This is a genomic window from Priestia sp. VA7 (assembly GCF_055710015.1).
This window is the reverse complement of record NZ_JBVQPN010000005.1, coordinates 317,889-331,051: the sequence shown is the minus strand read 5'-3', so window position 1 is coordinate 331,051 and position 13,163 is coordinate 317,889. Positions and strand designations below refer to the sequence as shown.

Sequence of the window (13,163 nt, the reverse complement as noted above, 5' to 3'; positions counted from 1 at the left end):
GACAAAAAAGACGATTGCTGTAAAGCAATCGTCTTTTTTACGTTAAGGGCAACAAAATTTCAAAAGCAGTTCCTACATTCAATTTGCTTTTTACACGTATTTTTCCCCCGTGCAATTCTATAATAGATGCGCTGATAGCCAAACCTAAACCTGCTCCTCCGTATGCCCGAGAGCGTGAAGCATCAGCTTTGTAAAATCGCTCAAATAAATGAGGAAGGTATTCTTGAGGAATACCATGACCGTTATCTTGTATTATTAACGAAAGTTCTTCCTCATTTATTTTTCCTACCACTTGAATAACTCCTGTAGTTGGATTTGTATGCTGTACGGCGTTGGAAAATAAGTTTAAAACAACTTGTTTAAATTGATCTTTGTTAACTTCGGATGGTAAACAGCTTGGGAAGTCGAATAAAACCTTTCTGTTCCCCGCCAACAGGATGAGTTGAGGTTTCATATCTAAAATCAACTCATCTATAAAACAGTACTCTTTTTGAAACGGTGGAAGTTGATCAAGCTGAGCAAGAAGCAGAAGATCCTGAATCAGTTTGCGCAGTCTTTTGGACTCCCCATACATGCTTTTTAATGCGGCGTTTAACTGCTCAGGATTACTGCTAGCCCCTCTTAGTAAAACTTCTAAAAAGCCGTGAATGGATGTAAGCGGCGTTCGCAGTTCATGAGAAGCATCCGCCACAAAGCGCCGCATTTGTTCTTTGGCTTCTGTTTCTGCTTTAAATGCTTTTTCAAGACGTTCAAGCATTTCGTTAATAGAAAGAGAAAGGCGATCCATTTCGATTTGTCCTTGATTAACAGGCAAGCGGTCATGTAAGCTTCCGGCATTAATATGCTCCACTTTTTTAGTAGTAGTAAACAAAGGGACTAACGTCTGTTTTAAAACAGACGAAAAAACAAAAAAAGCAATGGTCATTGCAGTAAGTGAAAGCATTAAAAAGATCATCATTTGTCTGATTAAGAGGTCTCTTAGTGATTCAGTGGGAGTATTGATTTGAATAACTCCCTGTATTTCTCCATCAAAAACAATGGGTTTTAAAACAATGACTTGCTCTTGATGACCATCGATTTTTTTTATGAGGCTCGTCGTGTTGTCTGGCTGTTTGATGTTGTTCATTACTTGTTTGTATGTAGATGCAGAAAGCTTAGGAAAGTAAGAATGATGTGGATCCTTAGCCAGCCGTAAAAATGTGCTTTTTTGATTGATAAAGGTAATATTAACACCTGGGAAATAAACCATCGGTCTTGATCTTTTTACATTCTGGCTTGTTTCAATATCATGCTTCCAGACATCATCGGGAATTAAGTGAATTTGGTCTTCGATGCTTCTAATTTTATTTGTGTAAATAAATTGCTTCATGAATACGTATTGAAAAACGCCTATCAGCATGAGTAAGCTCAAAATAACGAGTAAACTTCTAGATAAAAGCTGAAGGCGAAGAGAGTTCAGATGAAAGAAACGTTTGTATTTCATGAAATATCAATCCGGTATCCTACACCGCGAAGCGTTCGAATAACGGTTCGGCTATGGTCCTGTAATTTTTCTCTCAGTGATCGAATGTATACTTCTACAATGTTTTCTTCTCCTCCAAAATCATATCCCCACACTCGATCTAAAATGGTGGATTTACTTAGTACGAGACCGTGATTAATAACCAAAAACTTTAAAAGTGCGTATTCAGTCGGGGATAAATCAAGTATGTGACTAAGGTATTTAATTTCTTTGCGGCGGTCATCAATTTTAAATGGACCGATTGATACTTCGTCTAATAAGTTGGGAAATTGATTGCGGATTCTAGCTTGAATGCGTGCAAGAAGTTCTTCAAAACTGAAGGGTTTGACCATATAATCATCTGCTCCAATAGTCAGCCCCTTTACTCGGTCATCTACTTGATCTTTTGCTGTTAGCATAATTACAGCTATATTCCCTATTTTCTTCAACAAGCGGCATACTTCAAATCCATCCATTCCTGGAAGCATAACATCTACAATAGCGATGTGGGGCTTGAATTCTTTGGCTACATTAATTCCTTCAATTCCGTCTTGGGCAGCTTTAATATCAAATCCTTCATTCGTTAAACCCAAAGATAAAAACTGTAAAATAGTTGGTTCGTCATCAATAAGCAAGACTTTAATTCCTTTTAGTTGTTCCATCATGGTGAAAACTCCTTTGCTCCTCTACTTTCTATTATGCTTTTTTATCTGAAACAGCCCTGAATAATAGCTGAAAGCAAGCTGAAAATAGTAGCTATTCTTATATCTTCAGCTAACTTTAAGCTTCTATTCGTCTTATTCTCAGAAATCTTTTGCATAATGAACGGCGTACTAGATAAAACCCCATAAATTAGACGGAAAGTCTAATTGTGAAAAAGGAGGAAATTCAAGGATGATTAAATGGGCAAAAGTATTGTCTACATCTGCTTTAGGAACTGCAATCGCATGTAGCTCTATTACAACGAGTCACGCTGCAGAAATGAAGACAGCGAAAGCAGAAACAACTGAACATATGAGTATTTCTCAAGCTCAGGCAAAAGGTATTGCTCTGCAAGATTGCAAAGGGACAGTTACGTCTATGGAATTTAAGCAGGAATCAAGTGTGTATGTAATTACAATTGTAACGAACAGCCTTGAGCAAAGAATCGTAGAAGTAAATGCAAGTACCGGAAAAGTAGTAAAGAAGCAAGAGGTGAAATTATGGACACAAACTCAAGTGAAAGAATCTGTTTCTAAGCAGTATAAAGGCGTTATTCAATCTATTACATTTAACAAAGAAACGCGTGAATATACGTTAACCGTAGTAGATGGCAAAGTAGAATATACGCTAACCGTGGATGGTCTAACCGGAAAAGTCATTCATGAGAATAAAAAAGAGCTGCAGCTAATGTCAAAGCAAAAAATAAAAGAAGCAATTGCCAAACAATATAGTGGTTACTTATATAGTCTAGAGTTTAGTGAATCCGCTAGTGAGTATATTGCAGTGATTCTTAAAGATAGCATTCAATATACAGTAACGTTAGATGCTTTCACAGGAAAAGTAGTCAATATTTCTCAGCAAGCCGTGAAGCTATTAACGAGACAAGATGCAAAAGATCTTGCATTGGCTACATATGCAGGTAAGGTGAGAATGGTAGAATATGATCAAAACGCAGCGATTTTCACAGTAAAAATAATCAAAGATAATACGGAATACACAGTTACAATCGATGCGGTTTCAAGTGAAATCATACATGTAAAACAAGATAAGCTTCAGCCGTTAACGGAAAACGCTGTAAAAGATCTTGCTTTGAAACATCAAGAAGGAAAAGTAGAGCATATTGAGCTTATAACAGAAAACTCAATAACTGTATACGTATTAACCTTAGTGAGCGGAAGCAAGCAGCAGACGCTTAAGTTCAATGCTTATACGGGACAAGAGTGCTCATAATTTTTTATCTTAAAACATACATTTCATTTTTCATTCATATCAAGCAGAGGGTGCTTCAAGGCATCCTCTGCTTTTCTATTTATAACTAGAAACGGGGCTGGTTATCTATGTTAAGATAAATGTAGATTATTGTTGTAAAATGGATAGAACTAGAATGAAATAAATTAAATAGATAGGGTGTACACATGAGAAAAGAAGTACAAGTTATAGCCAAAGAAGCTTTTATTAAAAAAGTGAACAAGGGTTATCCACTCATTGAAAAAGATGCGCTTGTTGATGGTCATAAACTGCAAGAAGAAGGGGTTATTATTAACTTAGTCACTCCGAAGAATCAATTTTTAGCCAAAGGCTATTATGGAAAACAAAACAAAGGCTACGGATGGATTCTTACGAAGAAGAAAAGTGAGCAAATTGACGCGGCGTTTTTTGCTAGAAAAATTCAGCAAGCTATTGCCTCTCGTCATGACTTTTATGCATCTGAAGACACAACTGCTTTTCGCGTATTTAATAGTGAAGGTGACGGAATCGGCGGCTTGATTATTGATTATTATGACGGATATTACGTCATGAGTTGGTATAGTGAAGGAATTTATCAATTTAAAGAATACGTCATTGAAGCCTTAAAGTCTGCGCCTAACTTTAAAGGGCTGTACCAGAAAAAACGTTTTAACGTAAAAGGTCAGTATATTGAAGAAGATGATTTTGTAGCAGGGGACAAAGGTGAATTTCCTTTAATTGTAAAAGAAAATGGTGTTCGTTTTGCCGTTTACTTAAATGACGGAGCAATGGTGGGAGTCTTTTTAGATCAGCGAGACGTCCGTAAAACTATTCGAGATAAATATGCAAAAGGAAAGACCGTCTTAAATATGTTTTCGTATACAGGCGCATTTTCAGTGGCGGCCGCTCTTGGAGGAGCTGCGAAAACAACAAGTGTCGATTTAGCCAATCGCAGCTTGGCAAAAACAATTGAGCAATTTAGTGTAAATGGAATTGATCACGAAGCACAGGACATTATCGTAGAAGATGTTTTTAAGTATTTTAAATATGCGGTTAAGAAGAATATGACGTTCGATCTTGTAGTGCTAGATCCGCCAAGCTTTGCTAAGTCGAAAAAGCATACGTTTAGCGCAGCAAAAGACTACAAAGATTTATTAAAAGAAGCCATTGCGCTTACAAAGCCAAACGGTGTCATTGTAGCATCTACGAATGCAAGCAATTTTGATATGAAAAAATTCCATTCGTTTATTGAAAAAGCTTTTAATGAAAAAGGGGAACGGTACAAAATGATGGAGCAGTTCGCTCTTCCAGCTGATTTTAAAACAATAAAAGAATTTAAGTCAGGTAATTATTTAAAAGTCGTGTTTATTCAAAAAGTAAATCGCTAAATGCAAGGCTGCATGATGAACTCATGCAGTTTATTTATTTTTAATAAAATAACGCTTACAAGCTATTTTGAAGGGAATAAAATGAAGGTAAGAGATAAATATTGTCAATATATATGATAAAATAATAAAGGAATTATGCTCAACATTTCACAATTTTACAATATCATCCTTACTAAACGTATTTTTACAATTATTTTATTTTAAATGGGATAAGTATTGGGTACGAAGTGGAAAGAGCATACTATTACTATTATTTAAAAACATGAAAGGAGAAAGATTATGGCTGAAACAACAAAAAAGCCTGCCGGCGAAGTGAAATTTATTCCTTTATTAATTTGTCTGGCAATCGGACTTATTTTATGGTTTATTACACCTCCGTCTGGACTTGATGTGAAGGCTTGGCACTTATTCGCTATTTTTGTGGCTACTATCGTAGGGCTTATCATTAAACCATTGCCATTAGGCAGTGTAGCTATTTTATCTTTAACCATTATTGTATTAACTAATACATTAACACTTGAACAATCGCTCAGCGGTTTTCAAAATACGACGATTTGGTTAATCGTTATTGCATTCTTTATTTCTAGAGGTTTTATTAAGACTGGTCTAGGAACAAGGGTTGCCTACATCTTTGTTCGTTTGTTCGGTAAAAAGACGTTGGGATTATCGTATTCTCTTATCGTAAGTGACTTGCTTTTATCACCTGCAATGCCGTCTAATACAGCGCGAGCTGGAGGAATTATTCTTCCAATCATTCGTTCTTTATCCGAAACATACGGATCCAGAACTGGAGACGGTACGGAGCGCAGAGTCGGCGCTTTCTTAACAAAAGTATCGTTTCAAGGAGATATGATCACATCCGCTATGTTCGTAACGGCAATGGCGGCCAATCCTCTTGCTGTTAAAATGACGGAACAAATTACAGGCAAGACTATTTCATGGGTTGGCTGGGCAGCGGCTGCAATTGTACCTGGAATTATTAGTTTAATTGTTATTCCGCTTGTTATTTATAAGCTGTATCCGCCAGAATTAAAAGAAACGCCGGAAGCATCTGAAATTGCAGCAAAAAAACTAAATGAAATGGGTCCGTTAAAGAAAGAAGAATGGTACATGATTGGCGTATTTTTACTTCTTCTTGTGCTGTGGATTTTTGGAGCTAATTTAAATATTAATGCAACAACAACTGCTTTTATTGGTCTATGTGCGCTGCTTTTAACGCAAGTGTTAAGCTGGTCGGACATCAAAAAAGAACAGGGAGCATGGGATACATTAGTTTGGTTTGCTGTTTTGGTTATGATGGCAACCTTCTTAAATGATCTAGGCATGATTCCTTGGTTCAGTGATCTGATGAAAGGCACTGTTAGTCATATGTCTTGGATGACGGCGTTGATTGTACTAGCTGTTGCGTATTTTTATTCTCACTACTTTTTTGCGAGTAATACGGCTCACGTCAGCGCTATGTACGCAGCATTTTTATCTGTCATCGTGGCCGCTGGTGCGCCTCCGTTACTGTCAGCATTAATTTTAGCGTTCTTTAGCAATTTATTTGGCTGTTTAACTCACTACGGCAGTGGACCGGCACCGGTGTTCTTCGGTAGTGGATATGTAACGCAGCAAAAATGGTGGTCGCTCGGCTTTTTAATTTCAATTATTCATATTATCATTTGGATTGGAATTGGCGGCTTGTGGTGGAAACTGCTAGGTCTATGGTAAAAAAAAAACAGTGGCGCAAGCCACTGTTTTTTTATGCTTCAGCCCAAACGGATACAGAGCCGCCATTGACAGGGAACTGTCCGTAGCCATCTTCTTCAATCACAACTTGATCTTCTCGGTTGTTTGTGAAGTCAATCCATGTTTGTCCACTTCGGTGTTCGCCGACGAACATTCTCTTTTCGCCATCTTCGCCGTTTGACATCACTACAGCGCATCCAGACTTCTCAAATTCCTCTACACCATGCCTTACCCATCCAATGGTATTCGGGTGATCAAAATAATCGTCTTGCTGGCCGTATGCTTTGTCATAGCGTACATGCAAGAGAGCGGAAATATCTTTTTCTTTTCCCTCAATTGGGTGCTCTCCGCCTATCCCAAAATAGTCTCCGTAAAACACACAAGGATAGCCGTCTTCACGAAGTAAGATTAGAGCGTAAGCACTTTGTTTGAACCAATCTTCTACCCACGATTCTAAAGATTCATTTGGCTGAGAGTCATGGTTATCTACAAATGTGACAACATTCAAAGGGTGAGTCTTGACTAATGTATCATCAAAAATCGTGGTTAAATCAAAATCTCTTCCTTGCTGAGAGGCTTCATGTAGTTTATAGTGCAGAGATACGTCAAACAAATCGATTTGATAATCAATCACGTCTAGGAATTCCTGACAGGCTGTTAACTCTGGATTCCAAAACTCTCCCACAAAATAAAATGGCTTTTCTTGAGAAGAGGACAATTCGTGGGCAAACTCTTTAATAAAATCGTGGTTAATATGTTTAATGGCGTCTAATCGATAACCGTCGCACTGCAGGGTGTCTGCTAACCATTTTCCCCATTTGATCATTTCTTCTCGAACTTCAGGGTGATCGTAATCAATATTCGCAAACATTAAATAATCATAGTTGCCAAACTCTTGATCGACATTTTCGTTCCAGCTTTTGTTTTCTCCGGCAATACGAAAAACGCCTTCTTTTCCATTTTTATCGTCGTAATCAGTGCCGTTAAAATGATTAAAGTTCCATTTGAAAGAAGAATATTGATCGCCGCGCCCTTCAAATGTAAACTTTGTCCACCCTTCAATTTCAAAAGGTTCAGAAATTTCTTCTGTTCGGTTCATGGGGTCCACTTCAATGACGTGGAACGTTTCTTTTTCATCTGCTGCAGCTTTATGGTTCATTACAATATCCACATAGACATTAATTCCATGATTATGACAGGCATCAATCGCTTCATGCAGCTCTTGCTTGGTTCCATACTTTGTACGAACGGTTCCTTTTTGATCAAATTCGCCAAGATCGTATAAGTCGTAAACGCCGTAGCCATTATCCTCTGATGAAACACCTTTTGTAACAGGCGGAATCCACACGGAATCAATTCCTTGTTCTTTTAGTTGAGGAGCGAGCTCTTTGAGGCGTTGCCAATGCTCGCCATCAGCTGGCACATGCCATTCGAAAAATTGCATAATTGTATGATTCCGTTCCAAGTTAAATCATCCTCCTTTTAAATAAAAAGATATAATCGCTCACGGACAGTTCTTTAGAATCAAATGAGGAATTGATTATATTTTTTCTTTTAACGTTCCTGTTATCCCTATTCTTTAAACCTTTTTCAACATATGAAGCTTAAGAAAATCTTAAGATTTACCCTTCCTTTTTCTTAAGAAATGCAGTTTACAATAAAATCCATAGACGAAATGACCCATGATATACTTTTAAAAGGAGTGTGAGAAATCAATGAACGAATATGTGGTTTTAGTCGTAGACGATGAGCAAGAAATCCGTAATGGTATTGCTATTTATTTAAAAAATGAAGGTATTAAAGTCTTTACGGCCAAAGATGGAATCGAAGCCATAGAGATACTAAATAAAGAAAAAGTTCACTTAATTATTCTTGATATTATGATGCCAAGGCAAGATGGCATTTCAACGACGTTTAAAATCCGAGAACAAAAAAATATCCCGATTATTATGCTGAGTGCTAAAAGCGAAGATGCGGATAAAGTGCTCGGTCTGCAGGTAGGAGCAGATGATTATGTGACAAAGCCTTTTAATCCATTAGAACTGATAGCGAGAGTTAAATCACAGTTAAGAAGATATGTGACATTAGGTACATATGAGGAAAAAACGACGATTGATATCCGAGGTCTTGTACTTGATATTGAAGCTAAGTCCGTCACTCTTGACGGGGGATTCATTAAGCTGACTCCCATTGAGTATAAAATTGTAGAGTTATTAATGAAAAATGCAGGGAGAGTTTTTTCCATACATGATATTTATGAACGCGTATGGAATGAACCAGGCTACAACGCAGAAAACACAGTAGCGGTACACATTAGAAAAATAAGAGAAAAAATTGAGATTGAACCAAAAAATCCGAGGTATGTAAAGGTTGTGTGGGGACTTGGATACAAAATGGAAAAGTAGCGTCATTTCAGCTGTAGGGATTATCTTGTTTTTATTTGGTTTAGGATCAACTATTTCTTCAATTAGTAACGTGCATAATCTATTAAAAACAAACTATTTACAAAAAAGCAGCTATATAAAATCAGAAGACTTCAAAAAGCAAATAAGTCGTTTTACAAATGATCTCTACCTTTTAGAATTGACACAAAAAGATAAGAATACCGTTAATGCAAATAAGATAACAGAAGAAGAGATTGAGTCGTATCGATATACGGAAGGAACATTAACAGAACAAATAAAAAACGTGCACGATAAATATGAAGAAAAAATAGAAGACGCTAAGCAGGCAAAGAGCAAAAACGTTGAAGCTGCCTATGTAAAGCAGCAGGATCTAGAAGTTAAAAACATTCAAAAAAAGTTTCAAGATGATCAATTCGTTCGAGAAGAAATAGCGAAAAACAAAAAACTCGAAATAAAGAAGCTATATGATGAAGCTTTTGATCGACAAAAAACATTATCTCAATATAAAAAAGACATCATGTATTATTTAAAAGATAGGAACACAAATAAAATATACACGAACATCCAAAACGCAGGCAAAGAAGATGTTAATCAATTAGTAAAACAGAAAAATATATTGTATAAACATACTTATTCAGCTCAATCACCGCTGGTGTTTCAAGCAGATGAATATAAAAATTCATCGTTAAGCAGTGAGGCAAACTCAGAGATCCCGACCCGGTATTTAAAGCAGAAGTTTACGGGTATAATTGCTGTTCCTGAAAAAGAAACCTTCATTAGTCCTTTATTTGATGAGTATAACTATTATCATCATCAAAATGTAGCGTTTCTCGTGTATACATTGTCAGGGATACTAGCTCTGTTAATAGGTTGCTTTATTTATAAAAAAACAATAACTGGATATTTTAAAAAAATAACAAGACAAACTGCAGTACAGAGGGTTTATAAAAAAATATCTTTAGATATTTGTATAATTGTTTTTCTTTTATACTCATTTTTTACATTAAGTCTAGTTCTGAACGGCTATCCTGCTTCTTTATTAGAATCATATAAGCATGTTGCTACGTTCTTCTTTTATATGATAGCAATATCCATAGCTATTTCCCTATGGGCACTTCAAGTATTTCTACTGTTTCAGCGTATACGCACAATAGATGATATAAAAGAAGAATATAAAAGAGCGTGTGTTTATCAAGTAATTTATTTTCTTCAATCTATTTTTATTATCAGACATATTGGCATGCATATAATGGTTGTAGTGCTGCTTTTAGTGTTTGCCGTGTTTGCTGTTGCAGCTCTATTGACTAGTGGATCTATGTTTGCAGAACAAGTATCCATACTGTACTTAGCTGTTGGAAGTGTTGTAGGAGTGGTTACTTTGATACTGCTTATGCTACGAGTTAATTATTTAAATAAAATTATTATCTCAATTGATCAAATCGCCACAGCCGAGTGGAAAGAGCCGTTACCTATCAAAGGGAAATCAGCTTTGACTCAAGCAGCACTAAATATAAATCATATCCAGCAGCAGATTCAAACATCTCAGCATGTTCAAGTTAAAAGTGAACGCTTGAAAACAGAGTTAATTACCAACGTCAGTCACGATTTAAGAACACCATTGACTTCTATTATGACATATACAGCGTTGCTAAAGTCACAAGATCTTACTTCGGACGAACAACATGCTTACGTTGAAATTATTGACCGTAAATCAAAACGTTTACAGACACTTATTGATGATTTATTTGAAGTGTCAAAAATGGCAAGTGGAAATGTAGAATTGCATAAAGACAAAATTGATATTAACCAGCTTCTTCATCAGGCTTTAGCTGAATATAATGAAGCAATTGAAGATTCAACTCTGCAATTTCGTATTCAATCTCTCGAAAAGCCACTATTTGCTACTGTAGATGGTCAAAAATTATGGAGAGTATTTGACAATTTGATAGAGAATATATTGAAATATTCACTTGAACAAACGCGTGTCTATATTTCTGTTCAAGAAATAAACGAACAAGTGAAACTAACCTTTAAAAATGTAAGTAAATATGAATTAAATGAGCAGGCAGATGAGTTGTTTGAACGATTTAAAAGAGGGGATACTTCAAGACAAACCGATGGCTCCGGACTTGGGTTAGCTATTGCTAAGTCAATTATTGATTTGCACGGAGGAGAACTGAATATTGAAATTGACGGAGATTTATTTAAAGTAACGATTACTCTTTAATGTGAGTGAATATAACCAGCATATCTAGTAAAAAAGAGAAGCAACCTCATTATGCTGGTTGCTTCTCTTTTTTTAGCGTTCGTAATTTTATTCCGCAACCGCAAAGCGTACTGTGCTTTAGTACTTTTATTTCTTTATCACACTGATTACATCTTATTTCTTGTCCAATCATTTCTTCATCCCTTCCTCTTTTTACAAGAATTTAAATAAGTATCCATAAAATATGGATACTTATTTAGTGATAAAATGTTAAACTAATTGAGAATAAACGAGAATCTACAATGAGAAAAATAACCTTATTTTCTCATTTGTAAAACTGATATCTTTATTTTATTTGCTGCGGAACAGATAATTCTAAACCATCTGCAACGCGTGTTCCATACTCTGGATCCGCTTTGTAGAAGTGCTGAATTTGACGCAGTTTAATCTCTTCTTTTTCTACAGGCTTCATAGCTTCAACGATGTTTGCAACTAGTCGTGTACGCTCGTCTTTGCTTAGAAGGCGGTATAAGTCACCTGCTTGCGTGTAATGGTCGTTATGATCATATGCAACACTATCGGCAACGCCTGAAACAGGGTATGCTGCTTGTTTGTTTTCCTGTGATTCTGTTGGGCCGCCAAAGCTGTTTGGCTCATAATAAACAGAACGGCCGCCGTTATCGTCAAAGCGCATTTGGCCGTCACGCTGATAGTTATTTACTTCGCTGCGCGGACGGTTAATCGGTAGCGCTTGATGGTTAGCACCCACGCGGTAGCGATGTGCATCGCTGTATGCGAATAGTCGACCTTGCAGCATTTTATCAGGTGATACGTCAATTCCCGGCACAAGCGTTCCAGGTGAGAATGTAGCTTGCTCCACTTCGGCAAAATAATTTTCTGGATTGCGGTCCAAGACCATGCGACCTACTTCAATTAGAGGGTAGTCTTTTTGTGACCAAACCTTTGTTACATCAAACGGATCAAAGCGATACGTATCAGCGTCTTCTAATGGCATAATCTGAACGTACAGTTTCCATGAAGGGAAATCGCCTTTTTCAATGGCATTAAATAAATCTTCAGTATGATAATCTGGATTTTCACCAGCTAGCTTTGCAGCTACGTCTGGAGACAGATTTTTTACACCTTGCTCTGTTTTAAAGTGATATTTTACCCAAACGCCATCTCCTTCGGCATTAACCCATTTAAATGTGTGGCTGCCAAATCCATGCATATGGCGTAAAGTTGCGGGAATACCGCGGTCAGACATTAAAATAGAAACTTGATGCAAAGATTCAGGAGATAAAGACCAGAAATCCCAAACGGCCGTCGGGTTTTTTAAATGTGTGCGTGGATCGCGTTTTTGTGTATGAATAAAGTCAGGAAATTTAATCGCATCTCGGATGAAAAATACAGGTGTATTATTTCCGACTAAGTCGTAGTTTCCTTCTTCTGTATAAAATTTAACAGCAAATCCGCGAGGGTCGCGAACGGTATCTGCTGAGCCATTTTCACCAGCTACTGTTGAAAAGCGAGCAAATAGAGATGTTCGTTTTCCTACTTTAGAAAGGAAAGCTGCTTTTGTATAGGATGAAACATCATTTGTCACTTCAAAATAGCCGTGGGCACCGGCGCCTTTTGCGTGTACGACACGTTCAGGAACTCGCTCTCGGTTAAAATGGGCTAATTTCTCTAAAAGGTGAACATCTTGAATTAAAGTAGGTCCGCGTGAACCAGCGGTCATTGAATTTTGATTATCTCCAACCGGAGCTCCCCAACTAGTCGTTAGGTTATTCTTGTTTGTTGTCATCTTAGAACCACCTCTTATTTGAATTTTATTATGTTAGAAACAATAATAACATTTTTAAATAAAAAATCAATACTAAATTATAATTATTATAATTTAAAGTGTTAATTTTGAGATGTAGTCAATGGGGTATATAACATGTGAAGTGTACGAACTATTTAAAAAATTTTCTGTATAGTATATTTAGTTTAATAATAAA

10 protein-coding genes are annotated in these 13,163 nt (G+C 36.7%); 5 read left to right on the top strand and 5 right to left on the bottom strand.

The window, feature by feature from the left end; genetic code table 11:
* Positions 1-37 precede the first annotated feature (37 nt).
* Positions 38-1,483, bottom strand: coding sequence for a sensor histidine kinase (locus AC0C45_RS23725; protein WP_472928888.1), 1,446 nt, complete (start codon positions 1,481-1,483; stop codon positions 38-40).
* A complete protein-coding gene (locus AC0C45_RS23720; protein WP_047931294.1) occupies positions 1,480-2,163 on the bottom strand; it encodes a response regulator transcription factor in 684 nt (227 codons plus the stop codon). The genes AC0C45_RS23725 and AC0C45_RS23720 overlap by 4 nt, the downstream gene beginning before the upstream one ends.
* 232 nt (positions 2,164-2,395) lie before the next feature.
* Here AC0C45_RS23720 and AC0C45_RS23715 point away from each other — a divergent pair, with 232 nt between their 5' ends.
* The 3 genes from AC0C45_RS23715 (at position 2,396) to AC0C45_RS23705 (ending at position 6,531) form a co-directional block, all read left to right on the top strand.
* On the top strand, positions 2,396-3,433 hold the full coding sequence (locus AC0C45_RS23715; RefSeq protein WP_047931287.1) for a PepSY domain-containing protein: 1,038 nt from the start codon (positions 2,396-2,398) through the stop codon (positions 3,431-3,433).
* Between the two features lie 185 nt (positions 3,434-3,618).
* A complete protein-coding gene (locus tag AC0C45_RS23710; RefSeq protein ID WP_128821437.1) occupies positions 3,619-4,818 on the top strand; it encodes a class I SAM-dependent rRNA methyltransferase in 1,200 nt (399 codons plus the stop codon).
* Positions 4,819-5,097: 279 nt separating this feature from the next.
* Positions 5,098-6,531, top strand: a complete 1,434-nt coding sequence (locus AC0C45_RS23705) for an anion permease (protein WP_013085539.1) — start codon at positions 5,098-5,100, stop codon at positions 6,529-6,531.
* A gap of 31 nt (positions 6,532-6,562) precedes the next feature.
* Here the strand turns inward: AC0C45_RS23705 and AC0C45_RS23700 are convergent, their stop codons facing one another.
* A complete protein-coding gene (locus tag AC0C45_RS23700) occupies positions 6,563-8,014 on the bottom strand; it encodes an alpha-amylase (RefSeq protein ID WP_014457695.1) in 1,452 nt (483 codons plus the stop codon).
* Positions 8,015-8,264: 250 nt separating this feature from the next.
* Between AC0C45_RS23700 and AC0C45_RS23695 the strand changes: the two genes are divergently transcribed.
* Together AC0C45_RS23695 and AC0C45_RS23690 are read left to right on the top strand one after the other, a co-directional pair.
* Positions 8,265-8,954, top strand: a complete 690-nt coding sequence (locus tag AC0C45_RS23695; protein WP_047931285.1) for a response regulator transcription factor — start codon at positions 8,265-8,267, stop codon at positions 8,952-8,954.
* On the top strand, positions 8,932-11,181 hold the full coding sequence (locus tag AC0C45_RS23690; RefSeq protein WP_047931284.1) for a sensor histidine kinase: 2,250 nt from the start codon (positions 8,932-8,934) through the stop codon (positions 11,179-11,181). Before AC0C45_RS23695 ends, AC0C45_RS23690 begins: the two co-directional genes overlap by 23 nt.
* A 49-nt stretch (positions 11,182-11,230) precedes the next feature.
* Here AC0C45_RS23690 and AC0C45_RS23685 read toward each other — a convergent pair whose 3' ends face one another.
* A complete protein-coding gene (locus AC0C45_RS23685) occupies positions 11,231-11,353 on the bottom strand; it encodes a hypothetical protein (protein ID WP_267922008.1) in 123 nt (40 codons plus the stop codon).
* Between the two features lie 153 nt (positions 11,354-11,506).
* A complete protein-coding gene (gene katA / locus AC0C45_RS23680; protein WP_472928887.1) occupies positions 11,507-12,967 on the bottom strand; it encodes a catalase KatA in 1,461 nt (486 codons plus the stop codon).
* Positions 12,968-13,163: the final 196 nt, after the last annotated feature.